Origin of the sequence: Marinobacter adhaerens HP15 (assembly GCF_000166295.1) — a bacterium.
Taxonomy (GTDB): domain Bacteria; phylum Pseudomonadota; class Gammaproteobacteria; order Pseudomonadales; family Oleiphilaceae; genus Marinobacter; species Marinobacter adhaerens.
In genome coordinates this window covers 367,629-394,576 of the sequence record NC_017506.1, presented here as the reverse complement: position 1 = coordinate 394,576, position 26,948 = coordinate 367,629, and the positions used below count along the sequence as shown (strand labels likewise).

32 protein-coding genes and 5 tRNA genes are annotated in these 26,948 nt (G+C 55.5%); all 37 read right to left on the bottom strand.

What is annotated here, in order from left to right; translation table 11 throughout:
• Positions 1-501: a 30S ribosomal protein S5 gene (rpsE, locus tag HP15_RS01985; protein WP_008174892.1), complete on the bottom strand. Its 501-nt coding sequence runs from the start codon at positions 499-501 to the stop codon at positions 1-3.
• A gap of 12 nt (positions 502-513) precedes the next feature.
• Entirely contained in the window at positions 514-861 is a 348-nt protein-coding gene (gene rplR / locus HP15_RS01980; protein ID WP_041644927.1) for a 50S ribosomal protein L18, read from the bottom strand.
• Positions 862-870: 9 nt separating this feature from the next.
• The gene (rplF, locus tag HP15_RS01975; RefSeq protein ID WP_008174888.1) at positions 871-1,404 is read right to left on the bottom strand and encodes a 50S ribosomal protein L6; all 534 of its coding nucleotides are present in this window, start codon (positions 1,402-1,404) and stop codon (positions 871-873) included.
• A 9-nt stretch (positions 1,405-1,413) separates the two neighbouring features.
• A complete protein-coding gene (gene rpsH, locus HP15_RS01970) occupies positions 1,414-1,806 on the bottom strand; it encodes a 30S ribosomal protein S8 (protein ID WP_008174886.1) in 393 nt (130 codons plus the stop codon).
• 88 nt (positions 1,807-1,894) lie between these two features.
• A complete protein-coding gene (gene rpsN, locus HP15_RS01965) occupies positions 1,895-2,200 on the bottom strand; it encodes a 30S ribosomal protein S14 (RefSeq protein ID WP_008174884.1) in 306 nt (101 codons plus the stop codon).
• A gap of 12 nt (positions 2,201-2,212) precedes the next feature.
• Entirely contained in the window at positions 2,213-2,752 is a 540-nt protein-coding gene (gene rplE, locus HP15_RS01960) for a 50S ribosomal protein L5 (protein WP_008174883.1), read from the bottom strand.
• A gap of 15 nt (positions 2,753-2,767) precedes the next feature.
• Entirely contained in the window at positions 2,768-3,088 is a 321-nt protein-coding gene (rplX, locus tag HP15_RS01955) for a 50S ribosomal protein L24 (protein ID WP_008174881.1), read from the bottom strand.
• Between the two features lie 17 nt (positions 3,089-3,105).
• Positions 3,106-3,474, bottom strand: a complete 369-nt coding sequence (gene rplN, locus HP15_RS01950) for a 50S ribosomal protein L14 (protein WP_007154005.1) — start codon at positions 3,472-3,474, stop codon at positions 3,106-3,108.
• 18 nt (positions 3,475-3,492) lie between these two features.
• Positions 3,493-3,759: a 30S ribosomal protein S17 gene (rpsQ, locus tag HP15_RS01945; RefSeq protein ID WP_008174879.1), complete on the bottom strand. Its 267-nt coding sequence runs from the start codon at positions 3,757-3,759 to the stop codon at positions 3,493-3,495.
• A gap of 1 nt (position 3,760) precedes the next feature.
• Entirely contained in the window at positions 3,761-3,952 is a 192-nt protein-coding gene (gene rpmC / locus HP15_RS01940; RefSeq protein ID WP_008174877.1) for a 50S ribosomal protein L29, read from the bottom strand.
• A complete protein-coding gene (rplP, locus tag HP15_RS01935; RefSeq protein ID WP_008174875.1) occupies positions 3,952-4,365 on the bottom strand; it encodes a 50S ribosomal protein L16 in 414 nt (137 codons plus the stop codon). The genes rpmC and rplP overlap by 1 nt, the downstream gene beginning before the upstream one ends.
• Positions 4,366-4,377: 12 nt before the next feature.
• Positions 4,378-5,061, bottom strand: coding sequence for a 30S ribosomal protein S3 (gene rpsC / locus HP15_RS01930; protein WP_008174872.1), 684 nt, complete (start codon positions 5,059-5,061; stop codon positions 4,378-4,380).
• Positions 5,062-5,072: 11 nt separating this feature from the next.
• Positions 5,073-5,405 carry a 50S ribosomal protein L22 gene (gene rplV, locus HP15_RS01925; RefSeq protein WP_008174870.1) on the bottom strand — a complete coding sequence of 111 codons (333 nt, stop codon included), beginning with the start codon at positions 5,403-5,405 and terminating at the stop codon, positions 5,073-5,075.
• Between the two features lie 16 nt (positions 5,406-5,421).
• The gene (gene rpsS, locus HP15_RS01920; protein WP_007154011.1) at positions 5,422-5,697 is read right to left on the bottom strand and encodes a 30S ribosomal protein S19; all 276 of its coding nucleotides are present in this window, start codon (positions 5,695-5,697) and stop codon (positions 5,422-5,424) included.
• 23 nt (positions 5,698-5,720) lie between these two features.
• Complete coding sequence (rplB, locus tag HP15_RS01915) at positions 5,721-6,548, bottom strand: 50S ribosomal protein L2 (RefSeq protein ID WP_014575956.1); 828 nt, start codon at positions 6,546-6,548, stop codon at positions 5,721-5,723.
• A gap of 17 nt (positions 6,549-6,565) precedes the next feature.
• On the bottom strand, positions 6,566-6,859 hold the full coding sequence (rplW, locus tag HP15_RS01910) for a 50S ribosomal protein L23 (protein ID WP_008174862.1): 294 nt from the start codon (positions 6,857-6,859) through the stop codon (positions 6,566-6,568).
• Entirely contained in the window at positions 6,856-7,461 is a 606-nt protein-coding gene (gene rplD / locus HP15_RS01905; RefSeq protein WP_008174860.1) for a 50S ribosomal protein L4, read from the bottom strand. Before rplD ends, rplW begins: the two co-directional genes overlap by 4 nt.
• Before the next feature lie 11 nt (positions 7,462-7,472).
• Complete coding sequence (rplC, locus tag HP15_RS01900; RefSeq protein ID WP_008174858.1) at positions 7,473-8,111, bottom strand: 50S ribosomal protein L3; 639 nt, start codon at positions 8,109-8,111, stop codon at positions 7,473-7,475.
• 76 nt (positions 8,112-8,187) lie between these two features.
• On the bottom strand, positions 8,188-8,499 hold the full coding sequence (gene rpsJ, locus HP15_RS01895) for a 30S ribosomal protein S10 (protein ID WP_004580743.1): 312 nt from the start codon (positions 8,497-8,499) through the stop codon (positions 8,188-8,190).
• A 185-nt stretch (positions 8,500-8,684) separates the two neighbouring features.
• Positions 8,685-9,881: an elongation factor Tu gene (tuf, locus tag HP15_RS01890; RefSeq protein WP_008174823.1), complete on the bottom strand. Its 1,197-nt coding sequence runs from the start codon at positions 9,879-9,881 to the stop codon at positions 8,685-8,687.
• A 35-nt stretch (positions 9,882-9,916) separates the two neighbouring features.
• The gene (gene fusA, locus HP15_RS01885) at positions 9,917-12,022 is read right to left on the bottom strand and encodes an elongation factor G (protein ID WP_008174849.1); all 2,106 of its coding nucleotides are present in this window, start codon (positions 12,020-12,022) and stop codon (positions 9,917-9,919) included.
• Positions 12,023-12,040: 18 nt separating this feature from the next.
• The gene (gene rpsG / locus HP15_RS01880) at positions 12,041-12,511 is read right to left on the bottom strand and encodes a 30S ribosomal protein S7 (RefSeq protein ID WP_008174847.1); all 471 of its coding nucleotides are present in this window, start codon (positions 12,509-12,511) and stop codon (positions 12,041-12,043) included.
• Between the two features lie 114 nt (positions 12,512-12,625).
• Entirely contained in the window at positions 12,626-13,000 is a 375-nt protein-coding gene (gene rpsL / locus HP15_RS01875) for a 30S ribosomal protein S12 (protein ID WP_008174844.1), read from the bottom strand.
• A 167-nt stretch (positions 13,001-13,167) separates the two neighbouring features.
• The gene (gene rpoC, locus HP15_RS01870; protein ID WP_008174840.1) at positions 13,168-17,382 is read right to left on the bottom strand and encodes a DNA-directed RNA polymerase subunit beta'; all 4,215 of its coding nucleotides are present in this window, start codon (positions 17,380-17,382) and stop codon (positions 13,168-13,170) included.
• A gap of 76 nt (positions 17,383-17,458) precedes the next feature.
• A complete protein-coding gene (gene rpoB / locus HP15_RS01865) occupies positions 17,459-21,538 on the bottom strand; it encodes a DNA-directed RNA polymerase subunit beta (protein ID WP_041646080.1) in 4,080 nt (1,359 codons plus the stop codon).
• Between the two features lie 241 nt (positions 21,539-21,779).
• Positions 21,780-22,157, bottom strand: coding sequence for a 50S ribosomal protein L7/L12 (rplL, locus tag HP15_RS01860; RefSeq protein WP_008174836.1), 378 nt, complete (start codon positions 22,155-22,157; stop codon positions 21,780-21,782).
• A gap of 40 nt (positions 22,158-22,197) precedes the next feature.
• Complete coding sequence (gene rplJ / locus HP15_RS01855) at positions 22,198-22,728, bottom strand: 50S ribosomal protein L10 (protein ID WP_008174835.1); 531 nt, start codon at positions 22,726-22,728, stop codon at positions 22,198-22,200.
• Positions 22,729-22,953: 225 nt separating this feature from the next.
• Positions 22,954-23,652, bottom strand: a complete 699-nt coding sequence (gene rplA / locus HP15_RS01850) for a 50S ribosomal protein L1 (RefSeq protein WP_008174833.1) — start codon at positions 23,650-23,652, stop codon at positions 22,954-22,956.
• Position 23,653: 1 nt separating this feature from the next.
• Entirely contained in the window at positions 23,654-24,085 is a 432-nt protein-coding gene (gene rplK / locus HP15_RS01845) for a 50S ribosomal protein L11 (RefSeq protein ID WP_008174831.1), read from the bottom strand.
• 118 nt (positions 24,086-24,203) lie between these two features.
• The gene (gene nusG, locus HP15_RS01840; protein ID WP_008174829.1) at positions 24,204-24,737 is read right to left on the bottom strand and encodes a transcription termination/antitermination protein NusG; all 534 of its coding nucleotides are present in this window, start codon (positions 24,735-24,737) and stop codon (positions 24,204-24,206) included.
• A 12-nt stretch (positions 24,738-24,749) separates the two neighbouring features.
• Entirely contained in the window at positions 24,750-25,118 is a 369-nt protein-coding gene (secE, locus tag HP15_RS01835; RefSeq protein ID WP_008174826.1) for a preprotein translocase subunit SecE, read from the bottom strand.
• A gap of 33 nt (positions 25,119-25,151) precedes the next feature.
• Positions 25,152-25,227 (bottom strand) — tRNA-Trp (locus tag HP15_RS01830).
• A gap of 37 nt (positions 25,228-25,264) precedes the next feature.
• On the bottom strand, positions 25,265-26,461 hold the full coding sequence (gene tuf, locus HP15_RS01825) for an elongation factor Tu (RefSeq protein ID WP_041644923.1): 1,197 nt from the start codon (positions 26,459-26,461) through the stop codon (positions 25,265-25,267).
• 51 nt (positions 26,462-26,512) lie between these two features.
• Positions 26,513-26,588: transfer RNA gene (locus HP15_RS01820), tRNA-Thr, on the bottom strand.
• Positions 26,589-26,602: 14 nt separating this feature from the next.
• Positions 26,603-26,677: transfer RNA gene (locus tag HP15_RS01815), tRNA-Gly, on the bottom strand.
• 11 nt (positions 26,678-26,688) lie between these two features.
• A tRNA-Tyr gene (locus HP15_RS01810) sits at positions 26,689-26,773 on the bottom strand.
• A 39-nt stretch (positions 26,774-26,812) separates the two neighbouring features.
• Positions 26,813-26,887 (bottom strand) — tRNA-Thr (locus HP15_RS01805).
• Positions 26,888-26,948 lie beyond the last annotated feature (61 nt).

Sequence of the window (26,948 nt, the reverse complement as noted above, 5' to 3'; positions counted from 1 at the left end):
TCAACCCAGAATCTCTTCCACGGTCTTACCGCGCTTGGCTGCAATATCTTCAGGCGCTTGAGTTGCCTGGAGACCCTTGATGGTGGAACGTACCACGTTCACCGGGTTGGTAGACCCGTAACACTTGGACAGTACGTTCTGAACACCCGCCACTTCCAGTACTGCGCGCATCGCACCGCCGGCGATGATACCAGTACCTTCGGACGCAGGCTGCATGTAGACCTTGGAGCCGCCATGCTGAGCCTTGACCGGGTATTGCAGGGTAGTACCGTCAAGCGGAACTTCTACCATGTTCTTGCGTGCAGCTTCCATGGCCTTCTGGATGGCAACCGGCACTTCACGCGCCTTGCCACGACCGAAACCAACGCGACCTTTACCATCACCCACTACAGTCAGTGCGGTGAAGGCGAAAATACGGCCACCTTTAACAACCTTGGCGACACGATTGACCTGAACCAGCTTTTCCTGGAGCTCAGGCGCCTTCTGTTCGTTAACGCTCATCTTCTCCACCTCTTAGAATTGCAAGCCAGCTTCACGGGCTGCGTCGGCCAGAGCCTGAATACGGCCGTGATAACGGTAACCGGAGCGGTCAAAAGCAACCTGCTCTACACCTGCTGCCTTGGCACGCTCAGCGATCAGCTGACCGACCTTTTTGGCAGCGTCCACGTTACCGGTTGCACCCTGGCGCAGTTCCTTATCCAACGTGGAGGCAGAAGCCAGCACCTTGCTGCCGTCTGCAGTTGTGACCTGGGCGTACATGTGACGCGGTGTGCGGTGAACGCACAGACGATTGGTACCCAGTTCACGGATCTTCATGCGCACTTTGCGTGCGCGACGCAATCTTTCAGTATTCGCGCTCATAGTCCCGCCTTATTTCTTCTTGGCTTCTTTGCGTCTGACCTGCTCATCCGCATAACGAACACCCTTGCCCTTATAAGGCTCGGGCGGACGGAACGCGCGGACTTCCGCAGCGACCTGGCCAACCTGTTGCTTGTCGATACCGCGAATCACAACTTCCGTATTGGACGGAGTTTCTGCGGTAATCCCCTCGGGCAGCTCATACTCGACCGGGTGTGAGAAACCCAGAGTCAGATTGAGCTTCTTACCTTGCGCCTGGGCACGGTAACCTACGCCCGTCAGCTGGAGTTTACGTTCCCAGCCTGTGGAAACACCGGTCACCATGTTGTTGACCAGTGCACGAGTAGTACCAGCAAGAGCGCGGGACTTGGTAGCACCATCGCGGGCCGCAAAGCGCAGAACATTCTCTTCCTGCTTTACTTCAACCGCTTGGTGAATGGTGATTTGAAGCGCTCCCTTGGAACCCTTCACACTAATTTCCTGTCCGTTCAGCTTAACCTCAACACCGGAAGGCAGCACGACAGGATTATTGGCAACCCTGGACATGTGTATCTCCTAGAATACGGTGCAGATGACTTCGCCACCCACGCCAGCAGCTCGTGCGGCGCGGTCTGTCATAACGCCCTTGGACGTTGAGACAATCGCGACTCCCAGACCACCGGATACTTTCGGCAGTTCCCCAGCGCCGTTGTACTGGCGCAGACTCGGACGGCTGACCCGCTTGATCTCTTCAATAACCGGCTTGCCACCGAAATATTTCAGAGTAATCGTCAGCTCGGGCTTCGCGTCGGCTGAAACGGAGAAATCGTCGACGTAACCTTCGTCCTTAAGGACTTGGGCTACGGAGATCTTCATTTTTGAAGACGGCATCGTAACGTCTGCTTTCGATGCCATCTGTGCATTACGGATACGGGTAAACATATCCGCAAGCGTGTCTTGCATACTCATTGGTATGAGGCTCCTGATCTTTTTAGTTGTGCAGCGGCTTGCCGCACCGCTTACCAACAGGCACCCGACCGAGGTCAGGGTGCCTATCTTACCAGCTTGCCTTGGTCAGGCCCGGAACGTCACCGCGCATGCCGTATTCACGGAGTTTGATCCGTGACAGCTCAAACTTGCGCAGAACGCCGTGGGGACGACCAGTCACCTGGCAACGATTACGAAGACGCGAAGGAGAAGCATCGCGAGGAAGCTGCTGAAGCTTCATCTGTGCGTCCCAACGGTCATCATCGCTGGTATTCGGGTTCTTGATAATCGCCTTGAGCTCGGCACGCTTCGCTGCAAACTTCGCAACGGTCTTTTCGCGCTTGAGCTCACGGTTTTTCATGGAAACCTTAGCCATTACACTCGTTCCTTATTTCTTGAACGGAAAGCCAAAGGCTTTCAACAGTTCGCGACCTTCATCGTCGGTACCGGCAGTGGTGGTAATGGTGATATCCAGACCACGGATCTTGTCGACTTTGTCGTACTCGATCTCGGGGAAAATGATCTGCTCACGCACACCCATGCTGTAGTTACCGCGACCGTCGAACGATTTGGGATTCAGACCGCGGAAGTCACGAATGCGGGGAACCGCAATGTGAACCAGACGATCAAAGAAGTCCCACATACGCTCGCCGCGCAGGGTAACTTTACAACCGATAGGCCAACCTTCACGGATTTTGAAACCCGCGACGGATTTACGAGCCTTGGTAACAACCGCTTTCTGACCTGCCAGGCGCTCGAGATCCGCCACAGCATTCTCAATCAGCTTCTTGTCACCAACCGCTTCGCCGACACCCATGTTAAGGGTGATCTTTTCGATACGCGGCACCTGCATGATGTTCTTGTAGCTGAACTCTTTCTGCAGGGCGGGTACCACTTCCTTACTGTACTGCTCTTTCATGTTAAGCATCGTAACCACCACCGCTTACTGGTTATCGACAGCTTCATTCGTGGACTTGAAGATCCGCACTTTCGCGCCGTCTTCCTTGATCTGGAAGCCTACACGATCGGCTTTGCCGGTCTGCGGATTAAAAATAGCCACGTTGGAAGCCTGGATAGGTGCTTCTTTTTCGACGATGCCACCTGGGGAGCCCAGCATCGGGTTCGGCTTGGTGTGCTTCTTGATCATATTGATCCCAGAAACCACCATGCGGCCATCGTCCTGAACCTTCAGGACTTTACCACGTTTGCCTTTATCTTTCCCCGTGGTGACGATTACTTCGTCATCTCGTTTGATCTTTTTCATAACCGGCCTCTGGTCCTTTAAAGTACTTCGGGTGCCAGTGAGATAATCTTCATGAACTTTTCATTACGCAGTTCACGGGTAACCGGTCCGAAGATACGGGTACCAATCGGTGCGTCCTGATTGTTCAGAAGTACCGCCGCGTTTCCGTCGAAACGGATCAGCGAACCGTCGGGACGGCGAACACCCTTGCGGGTGCGTACCACGACAGCTTTCAGGACCTGGCCTTTCTTCACTTTACCGCGGGGGATGGCTTCCTTGACGGTCACCTTGATGATATCCCCTACGCTGGCATAACGCCGATGTGAACCGCCCAGGACCTTGATGCACATCACCTGACGCGCACCGCTGTTATCCGCGACTTCAAGCATTGTTTGAGTCTGAATCATGGTTGTTCTCCGGGCGAATTACACCTTGGATGCACGTTCAGTGACTTCCACCAGGGCCCAGCTCTTGGTCTTGGAGACCGGACGGGTTTCCTGAATGGTCACAGTGTCACCGATGTTGCACTGATTGCTCTCATCGTGAGCGTGGATCTTGGTTGAACGCTTCATGTACTTACCGTACAGCGGGTGTTTCACCTGACGCTCGACCAGCACCACGATGGACTTCTCCATCTTGTTGCTCACGACCTTGCCGCTCAGAGTTCTGGCAGTTTGGGTAGCTTCGGTCATGTCACTGTCCTGCCTTTTCGTTCAATACTGTTTTCACGCGAGCGATGTCGCGCTTCACCTTGCCGAGAAGGTGAGACTGATTCAGCTGACCTGTCGCCTTACGCATGCGCAGGTTGAACTGCTCCTTCAGGAGGTCGATCAGCTCTTTGTTCAGCTCCTCGACTGACTTTTCACGCAGCTCTGTTGCTTTCATCACATCACCGTCCTCGTTACAAAGGTGGTCTGTACCGGCAGTTTGGCCGCCGCGAGAGTGAATGCGTCACGAGCGATTTCCTCGGAAACACCTTCCATCTCGTAGAGCATACGGCCAGGCTGGATTTCAGCCACCCAATACTCGACAGAACCCTTACCTTTACCCATTCGAACTTCAAGCGGCTTACCGGTGATCGGCTTGTCCGGGAATACCCGGATCCAGATCTTACCGCCCCGCTTGATGCGACGAGTCATGGTACGACGCGCTGCCTCAATCTGGCGCGCAGTTATACGCCCACGGCTCGTAGCCTTCAATCCGTATTCACCGAAGCTCACCTTGTTGGCGCGGTGAGCAAGACCGGTGTTACGGCCTTTCATTACCTTGCGGAATTTGGTGCGTTTTGGTTGCAGCATAAGAGTGCCCCTTTACTTAGAACCTTTCTTCCCAGAGGCTTTCTTGTCAGCACGGACCTGCTCCATACCACCAAGAATCTCACCTTTGAAGATCCATACCTTGACGCCGATTACGCCGTAAGTGGTATGCGCTTCGTAGGTTGCGTAATCAATATCTGCACGCAGTGTGTGCAGCGGAACACGACCTTCGCGATACCACTCGGAACGCGCGATTTCAGCACCCCCGAGACGACCGCCAACCTGGATCTTGATACCCTTGGCACCCTGGCGCATGGCGTTCTGGACCGCACGCTTCATAGCGCGACGGAACATCACACGACGCTCCAGCTGGCCGGCAACGTTTTGCGCTACCAGGCGGGCATCGAGGTCCGGCTTGCGGACTTCTTCGATGTTGATGTGCACAGGCACACCCATCATGTCGCTGACTTCGCGACGCAGACGATCAACATCTTCACCCTTCTTACCGATAACAATACCGGGACGGGCAGTATGGATCGTGATACGGGCGTTCTGAGCAGGGCGCTCGATCACAATCTTGCTGACAGACGCCTTAACCAGACGCTTGTCGAGGAACTCGCGAACCTGAATATCATTCAGCAGGTTCTTGGAGTATTCCTTTTTGTCGGCATACCAGACTGAGTTGTGCTCTTTGATCACACCCAGGCGAATGCCGGTTGGATTTACTTTATGACCCATCTGAGCATCTCCTACTTGTCGGCGACCTTGACGGTGATATGGCAGGTGCGCTTGAAAATACGGTCAGCGCGCCCCTTGGCTCGAGCTTTGATTCGCTTGAGCGTCGGACCCTCATCCACCATCACGGTGGAAACCCGCAGTTCGTCAACGTCCAGACCTTCGTTATGCTCAGCGTTGGCGATGGCGGACTCAAGAGCTTTCTTGATCACGACCGCCGCCTTCTTCGGGCTGAAAGTCAGAATGTTCAGGGCATCCTCAACAGCCTTGCCACGTACTTGGTCAGCGACAAGACGTGCTTTCTGAGCTGAGAGGTTAGCGCCCTTATACTTGGCTGCTACTTCCATTTTGATTACCTCAGAATCAGCGTTTAGCTTTCTTGTCGGCCGCATGACCACGATAAGTACGCGTTGCCGCGAACTCACCCAGCTTATGTCCAACCATATCTTCGGTGACATAAACCGGCACGTGCTGCTTGCCGTTGTGGACTGCAATGGTCAGGCCTACCATCTCCGGAAAGACTGTCGACCGGCGGGACCAGGTTTTGATCGGCCGCTTGTCGTTAGCTTCCAGAGCTGCCTCGACCTTCTTCAACAGATGCAGGTCTATAAAAGGACCTTTCTTCAAAGAACGTGGCACAGCAATTACCTCTATGTAGTCGTTTACTTGGCCGAACGACGACGTACTATCATTTTGTCAGTACGCTTGTTCTTACGAGTCTTATGCCCTTTGGTCGGAACACCCCACGGAGTAACCGGGTGACGCCCGCCAGAGGTACGCCCTTCACCACCACCATGTGGGTGGTCAACTGGGTTCATAGCAACACCACGTACTGTTGGCCGTTTGCCGCGCCAACGTGATGCACCCGCTTTACCAAGCTGCTTGAGGCTGCGTTCGCTGTTGGACACTTCACCCAACGTTGCGCGACAGTCAACAAGCACCTTACGCATTTCACCTGAGCGCAGGCGGATGGTGGCGTAAGCACCTTCCCGGGCAACCAGCTGTACGGATGCGCCCGCAGAGCGAGCCAGCTGTGCACCTTTGCCAGGCTTGAGTTCGACGCAGTGGATCACTGAACCGACCGGAATATTCCGGAGCGGCAGCGTGCTACCCACCTTGATTGGCGCGTCGATACCGGAGCGCACAGGATCACCGATCTGCATACCCTTGGGAGCGATGATGTAACGACGCTCGCCATCGGCATACTTCAACAGTGCAATGTGCGCAGAGCGGTTCGGATCGTATTCCAGGCGCTCAATGACCGCCGGGATACCATCTTTGGTCCGCTTGAAATCGATGACACGGTAGTGCTTCTTGTGGCCACCACCCGTGTGACGGGTTGTGATGCGGCCTACATTGTTACGACCACCCGTCTTGTTCTTTCTTTCTACCAACGGCTCGTAGGGGCGCCCAGTGTGCAGATCCGGGTTGTAAAGCTTTACAACGTGACGGCGTCCGGCAGATGTTGGTTTGGTTTTGACGATCGGCATATTACGACCCCTTTACCTTATTCCACATCCAGAAAATCGATGTCCTGACCTTCTGCCAGCTTTACGTAAGCCTTACGAATGTCATTACGCTTGCCGAACCCGCGGATAGTGCGCTTGAGCTTACCCTTACGGTTCAGAACCTGAACACCTTCTACGGTGACGTTGAACAGCTGCTCAACGGCTTTTTTGATCTCGGGCTTGGTGGCATCAGGTGCTACACGAAACACTACCTGACCACGCTCTGCTGCCAGAGACGCTTTTTCCGATACGTGCGGCCCAAGCAGGACCTTGTAAATACGTTCCTGATTCATCCCAGCATCTCCTCGATCTTCTTCAGAGCGGGAACGGTCACAACGACCTTCTCGAAGGCAACCAGGCTAACCGGATCCAGACCGGCAATATCACGCACGTCAACGTGCGGAATGTTGCGCGAGGCCAGATGCAGGTTCTGCTCGACGTTGTCGGACAGGATCAGCGCATTGGTCACACCGATATCCTTCAGCTTGGCGTTGAATGCCTTGGTCTTCGGGCTGTCAACGTTCATGTCGTCAACAACAACCAGACGCTCCTGGCGAACCAGCTCGGAAAAAATGGAGCGCATCGCTGCGCGGTACATTTTGCGGTTTACCTTCTGCTCAAAGCCGCGAGGCTTGGCTGCAAAGGTAACGCCACCGGAGCGCCAGATCGGACTACGGATAGTACCGGCACGGGCACGACCAGTACCCTTCTGACGCCATGGCTTTTTACCGCCACCGCTTACTTCGGAACGCGTTTTCTGAGCCTTGGTACCCTGGCGGGCGCCTGCCATGTAGGCAGTCACTACCTGGTGAACCAGCGACTCGTTAAAATCTTTGGCGAATGCAGCGTCGGAAACAGAAATTCCCTTGCCGCTACCTGTAATAGTCAATTCCATCGCACCGCTCCTCAGGCTTTAACTGCAGGCTTGATGACAACATCGCCGCCAGTTGCGCCGGGAACGGCACCACTTACCAGCAGCAGGTTGCGCTCGGCGTCGACACGGACAATTTTCAGGTTCTGCACAGTTACCTGAGCATTACCCATCTGGCCCGCCATCTTTTTGCCCTTGAATACCTTGCCCGGAGTCTGGTTCTGACCAATGGAACCCGGAGCACGGTGAGACAGAGAGTTACCGTGAGTGGCATCCTGCATGGAGAAGTTCCAGCGCTTAACACCGCCCTGGAAGCCCTTACCCTTGGACTGGCCGATGGCATCTACCACCTGACCATCTTCGAATACAGAAGCCGTAATCTCGCCACCGGCGGCCAGGTCTTCACCTTCGCCATCGGCAAGACGGAATTCCCACATACCACGACCGGCTTCAACACCCGCCTTGGCAAAGTGGCCCGCTTCGCTCTTGGTAACACGAGAGGAACGACGAGTACCGACAGTCACCTGAACGGCGCGGTAGCCATCGCTTTCAAGAGTTTTCAGTTGGGTAATGCGGTTGGGCTCAACCTCAATTACCGTTACGGGCAGTGCCTGCCCATCTTCCGTAAAAATACGGGTCATACCGGCCTTACGACCGACAACACCAATTGCCATGTTTCACCTCTTAAGTGTACGGGGCTCTCACCCTCTATGGCCTTATGACAGTTACACAGACTAATACCGGGCGGTATTAGCCGAGGCTGATCTGAACGTCTACACCTGCTGCCAGGTCCAGTTTCATCAGAGCATCTACTGTCTTTTCCGTCGGCTCAACGATGTCGAGCAAACGCTTATGCGTACGAATTTCATACTGATCGCGCGCGTCCTTATTGACGTGCGGAGAGATCAATACGGTGTACTTTTCCTTCCGCGTCGGCAGAGGGATAGGGCCACGCACCTGAGCGCCGGTCCGCTTGGCGGTATCGACGATCTCCTGCGTGGACTGGTCGATCAGGCGATAATCAAACGCCTTCAACCGGATTCGAATTTTTTGGCTTTGCATGATGCACCAAACTCCACTCGTAGCAGCTACTAGTTAGCCGACCTTCAAAAAAAGGAGCCGCATTGTATGCATAATACCCAACCCTGTCAACAGCAATACTGGTTGACCGGGTCAGGCTGGCTTTGCGGCTGAAACAGAAAAAGGGGCTGAAGAATCAGCCCCTTTTTCCTGATCAAACGAGAAGATTACTCGATGATCTTGGAGACTACGCCGGCACCAACGGTACGGCCGCCTTCACGAATCGCGAAGCGCAGGCCATCTTCCATGGCGATCGGAGCAATCAGGGTAACACTCATCTTGACGTTGTCACCCGGCATAACCATTTCCACACCTTCCGGCAGTTCGCAAGAACCGGTTACGTCGGTGGTACGGAAGTAGAACTGCGGACGGTAGCCCTTGAAGAACGGAGTATGACGGCCGCCTTCTTCTTTGGACAGTACGTACACTTCGCACTCGAACTTGGTGTGCGGAGTGATGGAACCCGGAACCGCCAGAACCTGACCACGCTCAACGTCGTCACGCTTGGTGCCACGCAGAAGCGCACCAATGTTCTCACCGGCACGACCTTCGTCCAGCAGCTTGCGGAACATCTCAACACCAGTACAAGTGGTCTTCACGGTATCCTTGATACCAACGATTTCCACTTCGTCACCAGTCTTGATAACGCCACGCTCAACACGGCCGGTCACAACAGTACCACGACCAGAGATAGAGAAAACGTCCTCGATCGGCATCAGGAACGGCTGATCGATCGCACGCTCCGGCTCGGGGATGTAGTCATCCAGAGCTTCTACCAGCTTCTTAACAGCGGTAGTGCCCATCTCGTTGTCGTCTTTGCCTTCCAGCGCCATCAGCGCAGAACCGGTGATGATCGGAGTGTCGTCACCCGGGAAGTCGTACTGGCTCAGCAGGTCACGAACTTCCATCTCAACCAGCTCGAGCAGCTCTTCATCGTCTACCATGTCCGCCTTGTTCAGGAACACAACGATGTAAGGTACGCCAACCTGACGGGACAGCAGGATGTGCTCACGGGTCTGCGGCATGGGGCCGTCAGCTGCGGAGCAAACCAGGATCGCGCCGTCCATCTGCGCTGCACCAGTGATCATGTTCTTCACATAGTCAGCGTGGCCCGGGCAGTCTACGTGAGCGTAGTGGCGATTCGGGGAATCGTACTCAACGTGGGAAGTCGCAATGGTAATACCACGCGCCTTCTCTTCCGGTGCGTTATCGATCTGGTCGAAGGCACTCGCAGAGCCGGTACCCCAAACTTCGTGACATACACGGGTCAGGGCAGCAGTCAAAGTGGTTTTACCATGGTCAACGTGACCAATGGTGCCTACGTTCAAGTGCGGCTTATTACGCTCAAATTTAGATTTAGACACGGTTACACCTCTTCCTGTTTCTTAAGTCCTGGGGATCAACCCTTTTTAATGATCGCTTCGGCAATGTTCGAAGGTGCCTCTGAATAACCAGAGAACTCCATCGCATAGGACGCCCGGCCTTGCGTTGCAGAACGCAGGTCGGTGGCGTAACCGAACATTTCCGACAACGGAACCTCTGCACGGATGACCTTACCGGCAGGACCTTCGTCCATGCCCTGGATAACGCCGCGACGACGGTTCAGGTCGCCTACAACATCACCCATGTAATCTTCCGGCGTCACGACTTCAACACGCATGATCGGCTCGAGCAGTGCCGGGTTCGCCTCGAGGGCACCCTTCTTCATTGCCATGGAACCAGCGACCTTGAAGGCCATCTCGTTCGAGTCGACGTCGTGGTAGGAACCGTCGTACAGGGTTGCCTTGATACGCAGCAGCGGATAACCGGCCAGACAGCCGTTCTGCATCTGCTCTTCAATACCCTGCTGAACTGCCGGGATGTATTCCTTGGGAACAACACCACCAACAATCTCATTCACGAAGATAAAGTTTTCACCATCTTCATCATCCAGCGGCAACGGCTCGAGCTTGATCTTGACGTGACCGTACTGACCACGACCACCAGACTGACGCACGAATTTGCCTTCGACGTCTACCGACTTGCGAATGCGCTCACGGTAGGCCACCTGCGGCTTGCCGATGTTCGCCTCTACCTTGAACTCGCGACGCATACGGTCAACGATGATGTCCAGGTGAAGCTCACCCATGCCAGAGATGATAGTCTGACCGGATTCCTCGTCGGTACGAACGCGGAACGACGGATCTTCCTGAGCCAGCTTACCCAGGGCAACGCCCATCTTTTCCTGGTCCGCTTTGGACTTCGGCTCAACAGCAACGGAGATTACCGGCTCCGGGAATTCCATGCGCTCGAGAATGATCTTGTGATTCTCGTCGCACAGGGTGTCACCGGTGGTCACGCTCTTCAGGCCGATCGCAGCAGCGATGTCGCCCGCCAGTACTTCTTTGATTTCCTGGCGATCCTTGGAGTGCATCTGAACCATACGGCCGACGCGCTCTTTCTTGCCTTTGACCGAGTTGTAGACGGCATTACCGGACTCAAGCTTACCGGAGTAAACCCGGAAGAAGGTCAGCGTGCCCACAAACGGGTCTGTGGCGATCTTGAACGCCAGTGCCGCGAACGGCGCATCATCATCCGCCTCACGAAGCTCCTCGGTACCGTCTTCGTCAACTTCACCACGGATGGCCTTGACTTCGTCCGGCGCCGGCAGGAACTCAATAACGGAATCCAGAACCGCCTGGACACCCTTGTTCTTGAACGCAGAACCACAGGTAGCAACAACGATCTCGTTCGCCAGGGTACGCATACGCAGACCCTTCTTGATATCGTCGATGGAGAGCTCACCCTCTTCGAGGTACTTTTCCATCAACTCTTCGTTGGCTTCTGCAGCAGCTTCAACCATCTGCTCGCGGTACATGGCGACTTCGTCTTCCATTTCCGCGGGAACGTCTTTCTGCTCGTAAGTTGCGCCAGAGTCAGCTTCGTTCCAGTAGATGGCCTTGTTCCGGATCAGGTCAACGATACCGGCGAAATTATCTTCAGCACCGATCGGCAACTGGATGGGAACGCAGTTCGCACCGAGACGCTTTTTGATCTGCTCGACGACGCGCAGGAAATTTGCACCGGCACGGTCCATCTTGTTGACGAACACCATGCGGGGAACTTCGTACTTGTTGGCCTGACGCCATACAGTCTCGGACTGCGGCTCAACACCGGAGGAACCACAGAACACGACAACCGCACCGTCGAGTACGCGCAGGGAGCGCTCTACTTCGATAGTGAAGTCAACGTGCCCCGGGGTGTCGATGATGTTGATCCGGTGCTCCGGGTACTGCTTGTCCATACCCTGCCAGAATGTCGTAGTCGCAGCAGAGGTGATGGTAATACCACGCTCCTGCTCCTGCTCCATCCAGTCCATGGTAGCTGCACCATCATGAACTTCACCGATCTTGTGGGAAATACCTGTATAGAACAGTACCCGCTCGGTGGTCGTGGTTTTGCCCGCATCAACGTGCGCACAAATACCAATGTTTCTGTAACGCTTGATAGGAGTCTTGCGTGCCACTGTATAAACCTCGGCTGATTAGAAACGGAAGTGAGAGAACGCCTTGTTGGCTTCTGCCATGCGGTGAACATCTTCACGCTTCTTAACAGCGGAGCCTTTGCTGTCAGCGGCGTCCAGGATTTCACCAGCCAGACGCTGAGCCATGGACTTCTCACCGCGCTTCCGTGAATATTCTACGAGCCAGCGCATTGCCAGCGCGTTCTGACGGGAAGGCCGTACTTCGACAGGCACCTGGTAAGTAGCACCACCAACACGACGGGACTTAACCTCAACCATCGGCTGGATGTTCTCCAGGGCCTTCTCGAACATGTCGATCGGCTCTTCTTTGGATTTCTCGGCAACAATGTCCAGAGCGCCGTAAACAATGCGCTCTGCGGTAGACTTCTTGCCACTTTCCATCACGTGGTTGATGAACTTGGCAAGACGTGCACTGCCGAATTTCGGATCCGGGATAATTTCCCGTTTAGCTGCAACTCTTCTTCTAGGCATCGATAAGCCCTTATATATCTAAAAGGTCTTCAGGAACCCCTGAGATAGCAAATGCTACTCAGCCTTACTCTTACCGTTCTGACAAGCAACGATAAAAGACACCCGCTCGGGACATCAGGACTTGGGTCGTTTTGCACCGTACTTGGAGCGGCCCTGCTTACGGTTCTGTACACCCTGGGTGTCCAGCGTTCCGCGAACAGTGTGATAGCGCACACCCGGAAGGTCTTTTACTCGACCGCCACGGATAAGCACAACACTGTGCTCCTGAAGGTTGTGACCTTCACCACCAATGTATGAGGAAACCTCGTAGCCGTTGGTCAGACGAACACGGCACACTTTACGCAGTGCTGAGTTCGGCTTCTTCGGCGTTGTGGTATACACACGAGTGCACACACCACGGCGCTGAGGGCAGGCCTGGAGAGCAGGAACATCGCTCTTGGCTACCTTGCGCTTACGAGGCTTACGCACCAACTGATTAATCGTTGCCATGTAAGCAAACTCCAAAAAACCATATCAATGAAACTTACCCCCTGTGCAGGGGGTAAAATTTAAGGGACGCAAGTGTAAGCCTGCGCCCCCGGACAGTCAAGATGACTGGTCTCTTTTTGACCACCTCTCGGGTAGGTAACTACCCGGAGGCGGCGCGTCGTCCCAACTCAGCTTTCGCGGTTGAGCTCGGCACTCAGAGCTTCTTCCACGTCGGCCGCGGTTACGCCCTGCTCTTCCAGGTCACGCTTGCGACGACGCTCGTTGTGGTATGCCAGACCGGTACCGGCCGGAATCAGTCGACCAACCACAACGTTTTCCTTCAGGCCGCGCAGGTAATCACGCTTACCGGTAACCGCACCTTCGGTGAGTACCCGGGTAGTTTCCTGGAACGAAGCCGCAGAAATGAACGACTCGGTGGCCAGGGAAGCCTTGGTGATACCCAGCAGCAGACGCTCGAACCGTGCAGGCTCTTTGTCGGCGGCATCGGCCTTCTCGTTTTCTTCCAGCACCTGGGTGATTTCCACCTGGTCGCCGGAGAGCAGAGTGGTATCGCCGGGATCGGTGATTTCCACCTTCCGCAGCATCTGACGAACGATAACCTCAATGTGTTTATCGTTGATGACAACACCCTGCAGCCGGTAAACGTCCTGGATTTCGTTGGTGATGTACTTGGCCAGTTCAACCACACCCAGCAGACGCAGAATATCGTGCGGGTTGGAAGGACCGTCCGAGATTACCTCACCCTTCTCAACGGTCTCGCCTTCGAAGACGTTGAGCTGACGGTGCTTCGGAATCAGAACTTCGTAAGCATCCCCATCCTTCGGTGTGATAACCAGACGCTTTTTGCCCTTGGTTTCCTTGCCGAACGAGACCATACCGCTGATTTCAGCAAGGATGGAGGATTCCTTCGGACGACGGGCCTCGAACAGGTCGGCAACCCGCGGCAGACCACCGGTGATATCCCGGGTCTTGGAGCTTTCCTGCGGGATCCGTGCTACCACGTCACCCAGTTCGATCCGCGCACCGTTGGCCATGGTGACCAGAGCGTTTGCCGGCAGGAAGAAGATCGCAGTACCGCCACCTGGCAGCTCCACTTCTTCACCCTTCTCATCAATGAGCTGGATCGCAGGACGAATGTCCTTACCAGCTGCAGGACGCTCCTTGGAGTCGATGACCTCCATGGTGGACAGGCCCGTCAATTCGTCGGTCTGGGTGCGGACAGTGATGCCCTGGTCCATGTTGACGAATTTCGCGGTACCACCAGCCTCGGCGATGATCGGGTGGGTGTGCGGATCCCACTTGGCAACCACAACGCCCGCTTCAACCGCATCACCGTGCTTGACGGATAGAACAGCACCGTATGGCAGCTTGTACCATTCACGCTCACGACCCTGATCATCGGCAATGGCCAACGCGGAGGAACGGGAAATCACTACCAGAGTACCGTCGGCCTTCTCGATCGACTTCATATTGTGCAGACGGACGGTACCGCCATGCTTGACCTGGATATTGTCCACCGCGGACGCCCGGCTGGCCGCACCACCAATGTGGAAGGTACGCATAGTCAGCTGGGTACCCGGCTCACCGATGGACTGCGCAGCGATAACGCCCACAGCTTCACCGACGTTGACCTCGTGACCACGGGCCAGATCACGGCCGTAGCACTTGGAGCAGATACCGTGGCGGGTTTCACAGGTGATCGCAGAGCGAACCCAGACTTCATCCACACCGGCCCGCTCGAGGGTTTCAACGGCCTTCTCGTCCAGCAGAGTGCCGGCTTCGATAACGGCGTTGTCCTTGTCGGTCGGAGTAAACGCATCACGGGCGGTCACACGACCCAGAACCCGGTCACCCAGCGGTACTACAACGTCGCCACCTTCGATGTGCGGCGTCATCAGCAGACCTTCGTCGGTACCACAATCAGGCTCGGTAACGACCAGATCCTGGGAGACGTCTACCAGACGACGGGTCAGGTAACCGGAGTTCGCGGTCTTCAAAGCGGTATCCGCCAGACCCTTACGGGCACCGTGAGTGGAGATGAAGTACTGGAGTACGTTCAGACCTTCACGGAAGTTCGCAGTGATCGGCGTTTCGATGATAGAGCCGTCCGGCTTGGCCATAAGGCCACGCATACCGGCCAGCTGACGGATCTGGGCCGCGGAACCCCGGGCGCCGGAATCGGCCATCATATAAACCGAGTTGAACGACTCCTGCATCAGGTATTCGCCGTCCTCGCCCTTCACCGGCTGTCCGTCAGGCCCGATAACCTGCTCCTTCGCCAGACGCTCCATCATGGCTTTGGAAACTTTATCGTTGGCACGTGACCAGATGTCGATAACCTTGTTGTACTTCTCGCCCTGGGTCAGCAGACCGGACGCGTACTGGGTTTCGATATCCTTCACCTCAGCGGATGCGGCATCAACCAGCTCGTACTTCTCCGGCGGAATCTCGAAATCGTTGAAACCAATAGAGATACCGGAAACGGTCGCGTAGTGATAACCCATGTACATCAACTGATCCGCGAAGATGACGGTGTCTTTCAGACCGGCATCACGGTAGCAGGTGTTGATCAGGTTTGAGATTGCCTTCTTGACCATCGGCTTGTTGACCAGCTCGTAGGACAGGCCATCAGGCACGATGTCAAACAGCAGAGCACGACCAACAGTAGTATCAACAATCTTGTATTGCTCGGTACGGGAGCCATCTTCGGCAATCGCCACTTCCTTCACGCGAACCTTGACGATCGCCTGAAGGTCGACCTTGCCAGCGCCGTAGGCACGATGCGCCTCTTTGACGTCGGCAAACACCATACCCTCACCCAGGGCGCTCTTGCGCTCACGGGTCATGTAGTACAGGCCGAGTACCACGTCCTGGGACGGCACGATAATCGGCTCACCGTTGGCCGGCGACAGTACGTTGTTGGTGGACATCATCAGCGCACGGGCTTCGAGCTGGGCTTCCAGGGTCAGCGGTACGTGAACCGCCATCTGGTCACCGTCAAAGTCGGCGTTGTAGGCCGCACACACCAGCGGATGCAGCTGGATCGCCTTGCCTTCGATCAGAACGGGCTCGAACGCCTGGATACCCAGACGGTGCAGGGTCGGCGCACGGTTCAGCATGATCGGGTGCTCACGGATGACTTCGTCCAGGATATCCCAGACCACGCCTTCCTCGCGCTCGACCATCTTCTTGGCGGCCTTGATGGTGGTCGCCAGGCCGCGGTGCTCCAACTTGGAGAAAATAAACGGCTTGAACAGTTCCAGTGCCATCTTCTTTGGAAGACCACACTGGTGCAGCCGCAGGTACGGACCGACCACGATCACTGAACGACCGGAGTAGTCCACACGCTTACCAAGCAGGTTCTGACGGAAACGACCCTGCTTACCCTTGATCATGTCAGCCAGGGACTTCAGCGGGCGCTTGTTGGTGCCGGTAATGGCCCGGCCACGGCGTCCGTTGTCCAGCAGCGCGTCAACGGCTTCCTGCAGCATCCGTTTCTCGTTACGCACGATGATATCCGGAGCGTTCAGCTCCAGCAGGCGCTTGAGACGGTTGTTCCGGTTGATCACCCGACGGTAGAGATCGTTCAGATCAGAGGTCGCGAAGCGGCCACCGTCCAGCGGTACCAGCGGGCGCAGATCCGGCGGAAGCACCGGAAGCACGGTCATGACCATGTCGCCTGGCTTGTTGCCGGAATACAGGAACGCCTCAAGAATTTTCAGACGCTTGCTAAACTTCTTGATCTTGGTTTCGGAGTTGGTCTGCGGAATCTCCTCACGAAGGGCATCGACCTCTTCCTGCAGGTCAATACCTTCGAGAAGCTCCTTGACCGCTTCGGCACCCATGCGGGCGTCGAACTCGTCACCGAATTCTTCCAGGGCTTCATAGTACTGCTCATCGTTCAGCAGCTGGCCCTTCTCCAGGGTGGTCATCCCCGGATCGATAACAATAAAGGATTCGAAGTACAGGACCCGCTCGATATCGCGCAGGGTCATGTCCAGCATCAGACCGATACGGGACGGCAGTGACTTCAGGAACCAGATGTGCGCGACCGGGCTGGCCAGCTCAATATGGCCCATGCGCTCACGGCGGACACTGGCCAGCGCAACCTCAACGCCACACTTCTCGCAGATAACACCGCGATGCTTGAGGCGTTTGTATTTACCGCACAGACACTCGTAGTCCTTGATCGGGCCGAAGATCTTGGCACAGAAAAGACCGTCGCGCTCCGGCTTGAAGGTACGGTAGTTAATGGTCTCAGGCTTCTTCACTTCGCCAAAGGACCAGGAACGGATCATGTCAGGCGACGCCAGGCCAATACGGATGGCGTCGAATTCCTTGCTTTGGTTCTGGCTCTTGAGAAGATTCAGCAAATCTTTCATCAGTAAAAGCTCCGGATGGCGTTAATCTCGGGCGGGCACTGGTCGTGCCCGCTCACGCTGCCAAAAACAATTCGGCTCACTCGGATTCCAGCTCGATGTCGATACCCAGCGAGCGGATTTCCTTGACAAGAACGTTGAAGGATTCGGGCATGCCCGGCTCCATCCGATGATCGCCATCGACAATGTTCTTGTACATCTTGGTCCGACCGTTCACGTCATCAGACTTGACGGTGAGCATCTCCTGCAGCGTGTAAGCTGCACCGTAGGCCTCGAGAGCCCACACTTCCATCTCACCGAAGCGCTGGCCACCGAACTGCGCCTTACCACCCAGCGGCTGCTGGGTAACCAGGCTGTAAGAGCCGGTGGAACGAGCGTGCATCTTGTCGTCGATCAGGTGGTTCAGCTTCAGGATGTACATGTAGCCAACCGTTACCGGGCGGTCGAACATATCACCAGTACGACCGTCATACAGCATGGTCTGACCGGTGGTGCTCAGTCCCGCAAGCTCAAGCATGCGCTTGACCTCGGCTTCCTTGGCACCGTCGAATACCGGCGTTGCCATGGGCACACCGCCGCGAAGGTTGTGGCACATCTCCAGGATTTCCTTGTCGGACAGGGAATCCAGGTCCACCTTGAACACTTCGTCTGAGTGATTGTAGATCTCATCCAGCAGCTTGCGTAATTCAGCCACCTTGCGCTGCTCGTCCAGCATCTGGCTGATACGCTCACCCAGACCCTTGGCTGCAGCACCCAGATGAGTCTCAAGCACCTGACCTACGTTCATCCGCGAGGGAACACCCAGCGGGTTCAGAACCACGTCAACCGTGTTGCCGTGCTCGTCGTAAGGCATGTCTTCGATCGGCATCACCGAGGAAATAACACCCTTGTTACCGTGACGACCGGCCATCTTGTCACCCGGCTGGATACGACGCTTGATAGCCAGGTATACCTTGACGATCTTCAGTACGCCCGGTGCGAGGTCGTCGCCCTGCTGAAGCTTGCCTTTCTTGTCGTCAAAGCGCGCTTCGTGTTCCTTCTTGCGGTCTTCCAGACCCTGCTCGGATTTCTCCAGCAGCTCGTTCAGGCTCTCGTCTTTCATCCGGAGCTTGAACCAGTCAGAACGCGGCAGCTCGGCCAGATAGCTCTCTTCGAGGGTGGCGCCCTTCTTCAGGCCCGGCCCACTGATCACTTCCTGCCCTTTCAACGCACTGTTCAGACGCTCGAATGTCGCACCTTCAACAATCCGGTACTCGTCTTTCAGATCCTTGCGATACTGGTCCAGCTGCTCTTTCTCGATGGACTGGGCACGCTGATCCTTCTCGATACCGTCGCGGGTAAAGACCTGCACGTCGATAACGGTGCCGCGGGTGCCAGTCGGCACGCGGGAGGAGGTGTCCTTAACATCGGACGCCTTCTCACCAAAGATGGCGCGCAGCAGCTTCTCCTCCGGCGTCAGCTGGGTCTCACCCTTCGGTGTGACCTTGCCTACCAGAATGTCACCGGGGCCCACTTCAGCACCAATGTAAACAATACCGGACTCATCCAGCTTGGACAGCGCACTTTCACCAACGTTCGGAATATCCGCGGTGATTTCTTCGCTACCCAGCTTGGTGTCCCGAGCCACACAGGTCAGTTCCTGAATGTGGATGGTGGTCAGGCGATCTTCCTGCACCACTTTCTCGGAAATGAGAATGGAGTCCTCAAAGTTGTAACCGTTCCAGGGCATGAACGCGATGCGCATGTTCTGCCCCAGCGCCAGCTCACCCAGATCCACAGAGGGACCGTCTGCCAGCACGTCGCCACGGGCAATAATATCGCCCTGACGCACGATGGAACGCTGGTTGATACAGGTGTTCTGGTTCGAACGGGTGTACTTGGTCAGGTTGTAGATATCCACACCTGCATCACCCGCTTCGGTTTCCTCGTTATTGACACGAACCACGATGCGCGAAGCGTCAACGCTTTCGATCACACCGCCGCGGCGAGCCGATACACAGACGCCAGAGTCTTGGGCAACCGTACGCTCAACACCGGTTCCTACCAGGGGAACCTGGGCTTTGAGTGTCGGAACCGCCTGACGCTGCATGTTCGCACCCATCAGTGCCCGGTTGGCGTCGTCATGCTCCAGGAACGGGATCAGGGATGCCGCGACCGATACTACCTGGCGCGGAGATACATCCATGAAGTTAACGCTCTCCGGCGGAGTAACGGTAAATTCGTTCTGGTGGCGAACGGTAACCAGTTCGTCGGTCAGACGCTTGGTCTTCTCGTCCATGGCAGCACTGGCCTGGGCGATGACGTAGTTGCTCTCCTCGATAGCGGACAGGTAAACCACTTCATCGGTTACCACGCCGTTCTCAACCTTCCGGTACGGACTCTCGAGGAAACCGTAGGAGTTGGAGCGCGCGTAAGTCGCCAGCGAGTTGATAAGACCGATGTTCGGACCTTCCGGCGTCTCGATCGGGCATACGCGACCGTAGTGGGTCGGGTGTACGTCACGAACCTCAAAGCCTGCACGCTCACGGGTCAGACCACCTGGGCCCAACGCAGAGATACGACGCTTGTGCGTGACCTCGGACAACGGGTTGTTCTGGTCCATGAACTGCGACAGCTGGCTTGAGCCGAAGAATTCTTTAACCGCGGCTGCTACCGGCTTGGCGTTGATCAGGTCCTGCGGCATCAGCCCTTCGCTTTCAGCAAGGCTCAGACGCTCACGAACCGCTCGCTCAACCCGAACCAGGCCAACGCGGAACTGGTTTTCGGCCATTTCGCCAACGCAGCGAACACGACGGTTACCCAGGTTATCGATATCGTCCACATTGCCCTGGCCGTTACGTATGTCGATCAGGGTCTTGAGAACGTCGATGATGTCTTCGTGGGTCAGGGTGCCCTCACCTGTGCTTTCTTCACGGCGCAGACGGCGGTTCAGCTTCATCCGGCCAACCGCAGACAGGTCATAGCGCTCTTCAGAGAAGAACAGGTTATTAAACAGGTTCTCAGCCGACTCCTTGGTGGGCGGCTCACCCGGGCGCATCATCCGGTAGATCTCAACCAGCGCTTCGAGCGGCGTGCGAGTCGGATCGATACGCAGGGTGTCAGACATGAACGGACCACAGTCCAGATCGTTGGTGTAAAGGGTTTCGATATCCTTCACGCCAGCATCGAGAATCTTGGTGACCAGCTCTTCTGTCAGCTCGGAGTTACACTCCACCAGGACTTCACCGGAAGCCTGATCGATCATGTCTTTCGCCAGTACACGGCCGTACAGGTACTCGGTCGGCACCTCAAGCTCGTTGATGCCGGCTTTTTCCAACTGCTTGATGTGGCGGGCCGTAATCCGGCGACCTTCCTCGACAATCACGTTACCGTCATTGTCCTTGATATCGAAGGTTGCGATGTCGCCACGCAGACGGCTCGGCACCAGCTCCAGCTTGCACACTTCCGCGCCCAGGCTGAATTTACTGGTTTCGAAGAACATCTCCAGCATCTGCTCGGAGGTGTAGCCCAGGGCACGCAACAGAATGGATGCCGGAAGCTTACGACGACGGTCGATACGAACGAACACGGAGTCCTTCGGATCAAACTCGAAGTCCAGCCAGGAACCACGGTAAGGAATCACCCGGGCAGAATACAGCAGCTTGCCGGAGGAATGGGTCTTGCCCTTGTCGTGATCGAAGAACACACCCGGAGACCGGTGGAGCTGGGAAACAATAACGCGCTCGGTACCGTTGATAACGAAGGTACCGTTCTCGGTCATCAGGGGCATCTCGCCCATGTAGACTTCCTGCTCTTTAATGTCCTTGATCGCCTTGTTGGACGATTCCTTATCGTAAATGATAAGGCGGACCTTCACCCGCAGCGGCGCTGCATAGGTTACGCCCCTAAGCTGGCATTCCTTGACATCAAAAACCGGCTCGCCAATACGATAGCTCACGTATTCGAGCGCGGCATTGCCAGAGTAACTGACAATCGGGAATACGGATTTGAATGCTGCGTGAAGACCGGTTTCCCGGCGGTCTTCAGGAGCGGCTTCCATTTGGAGGAAGTCCCGGAACGAATCCAGCTGAATAGACAGCAAATAGGGGACGTCCATCACGGAAGGCAATTTACTAAAATCTTTGCGAATCCGCTTTTTCTCAGTGTAGGAGTAAGTCATCTGCATTCCCCAGCTTTAGACCTGATACCTGGTATCAAGAAGCAACCAATGTTCTGCTTCGGGGCCGAATTGCTCGGCTTATCGCGCCGTCTTGAACAAGACTCTGGCTGTAGGTTATAGATCTGACATCAACCTGCAATTGCTCACCAGACTCTATAGCATATACAACAGAAAAAGGCCGGTGGCCCAAAGCCACCAGCCTGTCCATGCTTATCGCACGGTTTCGATCAACAGCCGACTCTTACTTGAGCTCAACAGAAGCGCCTGCTTCCTCAAGCTTCTTCTTGGCTTCTTCAGCGTCGTCTTTGCTAGCTGCTTCCTTGATAACGGAAGGAGCGCTGTCGACCATTTCCTTGGCTTCTTTCAGACCCAGGCCAGTCAGTTCACGAACGGCCTTGATTACGTTTACTTTCTTCTCACCAGGACCGGTAAGTACAACATCAAACTCGGTCTGCTCTTCAGCAGCGGCTTCGCCACCACCAGCAGCTGCCGGCGCAGCAGCAACGGCTGCAGCGGCAGAAACACCGAATTTTTCTTCCATTGCTTCAACCAGCGCAACTACGTCCATTACGCTCATTTCAGCGATTGCGTTCAAAATGTCTTCGTTAGACAGAGCCATGACTTTCTCCCAAAAATATAAAAAATGGTGTTCAACAGAATCAAGCAGCTTCTTGCTTCTGGTCGCGAACTGCCGCTACAGCACGAGTCACTTTCGAAGGAACTTCGTTCAGTGTCCGTGCCAGCTTGGTGATCGGTGCCTGTGTTACTGCGGCCAGCATTGTCAGCGCTTCGTGACGTGTTGGCAGCTTGGCAAGACGGTCGATCTGGTCTGCACCCATCAGCTCTCCGCCGACGGCCAGTGCCTTAATCTCGAACGCCTCTTTCTCTTTCGCAAAATCCTTCAACAGACGCGCTGCCGCGCCCGGATCTTCCATAGAGAATGCCAGAATAGTCGGGCCGACCAGGGCTTCGTCGATGCACTCGAACTCGGTACCGCGAATCGCGATCTTCGCCAGGTTGTTACGAACAACCTTCAGACGCACGTTTTCGGCACGAGCCTTGGCACGAAGCGCCGTCATGTCACCAGAGGTAACACCACGGTAGTCAGCCATAACCACAGACAGAGCACCACCGGCAGTCTCGTTGACTTCAGCGACGATCGCTTTCTTGTCTTCGAGTCTAATTGCCACTGGATTTCTCCTCGATTTCGCCGGGTCTTCCCGGCAAACCCACATATACCCCTCGCGGGGCTCCTAACGGTGTTTGGGTTCAGAGAGAACGTCTTCACACCGTCTGCGCAGGCGTTGCTTTAACCCTTGCAGCACTTCCAGTCAGACCGAAAGTGCTTCGGGGGCCTGCGGTCTTTGACAGCCTTGGCTTCCGCCCAGACTACAAAGTAACCACCGATCAAAGGATCAAATAGCGAGACCGCTCTGATCGATAGTCAGGCCAGGACCCATAGTCGAGGAAATGGTGATCTTTTTGAGATACACACCTTTCGCCGACGACGGCTTGGCCTTTTTCAGATCTGCTACCAGAGCTTCAAGGTTTTCCTTGATGTTCTGCGCAGAGAATTCAACGTTACCCAGCGGAGCGTGGATAATGCCGTTCTTGTCGGTGCGGTAACGAACCTGACCGGCCTTGGCGTTCTTGACCGCAGTCTCGACGTCAGGAGTCACAGTACCCACCTTCGGGTTCGGCATCAGGCCACGGGGACCAAGAATCTGGCCCAGCTGACCAACAACACGCATGGCGTCCGGAGTGGCGATAACCACGTCGAAATCCATGTTGCCTTTCTTAACTTCGTCCGCCAGATCGTCCATGCCTACAACGTCTGCACCAGCAGCCGTTGCTTTCTCGGCATTGGCGCCCTGGGTAAATACAGCGACGCGAACGGTCTTGCCGGTGCCGTGAGGCAGAACAGTGCTGCTACGGACAACCTGGTCGGATTTACGTGCGTCAACGCCCAGATTGACGGCTACGTCGACAGACTCTTTGAACTTCACGTTCTGGCCCAGCTCAACCAGCAGTGCAACTGCTTCGTCGACAGAGTAGGAACGAGTAGAGTCTACCTTTTCACGAATAAGCTTCTGACGCTTGCTCAGCTTCGCCATGTTACAGGCCCTCCACGTTCAGGCCCATGCTGCGGGCTGTTCCTGCAATGGTACGTACCGCTGCGTCCATATCGGCTGCAGTCAGGTCCGGCTCTTTGGTCTTGGCAATTTCTTCAAGCTGCTCGCGGGTCACGGTACCAACTTTCTCGGTATTCGGACGACCGGAGCCACTCTTGATGCCAGCGGCCTTCAGGAGAAGAACCGGTGCAGGCGGAGTCTTGGTAATAAAGGTAAAGCTGCGATCACTGTAAACGGTGATCACGGTCGGAATCGGCAGACCAGGCTCCATGTCCTGAGTCTGGGCGTTGAACGCCTTGCAAAATTCCATGATGTTTACGCCGCGCTGACCCAGTGCAGGACCAACGGGGGGACTCGGGTTGGCCTTGCCGGCAGCAACCTGAAGCTTGATATACGCTTCAATTTTCTTTGCCATGATAGATCTCCTGTGGGTTCAAGCGCCTCTCGGCTCCCCGTTTTTTACAACTGCTAAGAGCAGACACAAAAAGCCCGCGTCGCTTGAGCGCGCGAGCTTTCAGCTTTCCCGTTACCGGTCAGTCTTTCTCGACCTGCCCGAACTCCAGCTCTACCGGAGTTGAACGACCAAAGATCAGAACGGCAACCTTGACCCGACTCTTGTCGTAGTCAACTTCCTCAACCACACCATTGAAGTCCGCAAAAGGGCCTTCAACAACGCGAACAATCTCACCCGGCTCGAACAGCGTCTTCGGCTTGGGCTTATCTGCACCGCTTTCGACTCGACGAAGGATCGCTTCCGCTTCCTTTTCGGTAATCGGCGCAGGCTTATCCTTGGTACCACCAATAAAACCAAGAACACGCGGGGTGTTCTTCACAAGGTGCCACGTCGCATCGTCCATTTCCATCTGGACCAGTACGTACCCGGGATAGAATTTGCGCTCACTCTTGCGCTTCTTCCCTTCTCGCATTTCGACGACTTCCTCGGTCGGAACCAGGATCTCGCCGAAACGGTCTTCCATCTCGTGCAGCGCAACGCGCTCCCTGAGAGTGCGCATCACCTGCTTTTCGAAGCCAGAATACGCATGAACGACGTACCAGCGCTTAGCCATTGCCCACTCCTGTTAACCGATAAACCCGGCGACCAGCCAGCTGATCAGCGAATCCATACCCCACAACAACAGAGCCACAACGAGCACAAACACCACAACAATCGCTGTCGTCTGCACGAGCTCGGGCCTGGTGGGCCATACCACTTTCCGGATCTCGACTCTCGCTTCCTTCAGCAGCGTCGCGAAGCGACGACCACGGTCGGTCTGGAGGGCAACAAGCGCCGCCACAATTGCGAGACCTACAAGAGCCAGAACCCGATACAGCAGAGACTCGGCACTATAATACTGATTCCCCACCACACCGATGGCGATCAGAACGAAAACAACCAGCCACTTCACGAAATCGAAACGGCTGGCTGACTGAACGGCTTTTGACTCCATAGGAATCAACTTATGTATCCGGATGTTAAAAAATGGCAGGCCAGGAGGGAATCGAACCCCCAACCTGCGGTTTTGGAGACCGCTGCTCTGCCAATTGAGCTACTGGCCTGCACCGAAACAACTCAGTGCACTTACTCTCGAGTCTATTACTCGATGATCTTGGAGACTACGCCGGCACCAACGGTACGGCCGCCTTCACGAATCGCGAAGCGCAGGCCATCTTCCATGGCGATCGGAGCAATCAGGGTAACACTCATCTTGACGTTGTCACCCGGCATAACCATTTCCACACCTTCCGGCAGTTCGCAAGAACCGGTTACGTCGGTGGTACGGAAGTAGAACTGCGGACGGTAGCCCTTGAAGAACGGAGTATGACGGCCGCCTTCTTCTTTGGACAGTACGTACACTTCGCACTCGAACTTGGTGTGCGGAGTGATGGAACCCGGAACCGCCAGAACCTGACCACGCTCAACGTCGTCACGCTTGGTGCCACGCAGAAGCGCACCAATGTTCTCACCGGCACGACCTTCGTCCAGCAGCTTGCGGAACATCTCAACACCAGTACAAGTGGTCTTCACGGTATCCTTGATACCAACGATTTCCACTTCGTCACCAGTCTTGATAACGCCACGCTCAACACGGCCGGTCACAACAGTACCACGACCAGAGATAGAGAAAACGTCCTCGATCGGCATCAGGAACGGCTGATCGATCGCACGCTCCGGCTCGGGGATGTAGTCATCCAGAGCTTCTACCAGCCTCTTAACAGCGGTAGTGCCCATCTCGTTGTCGTCTTTGCCTTCCAGCGCCATCAGCGCAGAACCGGTGATGATCGGAGTGTCGTCACCCGGGAAGTCGTACTGGCTCAGCAGGTCACGAACTTCCATCTCAACCAGCTCGAGCAGCTCTTCATCGTCTACCATGTCCGCCTTGTTCAGGAACACAACGATGTAAGGTACGCCAACCTGACGGGACAGCAGGATGTGCTCACGGGTCTGCGGCATGGGGCCGTCAGCTGCGGAGCAAACCAGGATCGCGCCGTCCATCTGCGCTGCACCAGTGATCATGTTCTTCACATAGTCAGCGTGGCCCGGGCAGTCTACGTGAGCGTAGTGGCGATTCGGGGAATCGTACTCAACGTGGGAAGTCGCAATGGTAATACCACGCGCCTTCTCTTCCGGTGCGTTATCGATCTGGTCGAAGGCACTCGCAGAGCCGGTACCCCAAACTTCGTGACATACACGGGTCAGGGCAGCAGTCAAAGTGGTTTTACCATGGTCAACGTGACCAATGGTGCCTACGTTCAAGTGCGGCTTATTACGTTCAAACTTAGACTTAGACATTCGACCAATCTCCCTAATCAACCAGGATCGTAACGTTGACCGGATAAATAATGGAGCTCATGGGCGGATTTGAACCGCCGACCTCACCCTTACCAAGGGTGTGCTCTACCAACTGAGCTACATGAGCATTACAAAACAAATTGGAGCGGGCAGCGGGAATCGAACCCGCGTCATCAGCTTGGAAGGCTGAGGTAATAGCCACTATACGATGCCCGCGAGCAATTTAGTGGTGGAGGGGGCAGGATTCGAACCTGCGAAGGCGATGCCGTCAGATTTACAGTCTGATCCCTTTGGCCACTCGGGAACCCCTCCGAGTCGGATTCGCGTGAGCAAATCCGTCAAAACTTAAAGTGGAGCTGGCGGACGGAATCGAACCCCGACCTGCTGATTACAAGTCAGCTGCTCTACCAACTGAGCTACGCCAGCTCACATTCGCCTCGTCAGCGAGGGCGGTATACTACGGATTTTTTTCTGGCGTTGCAACACC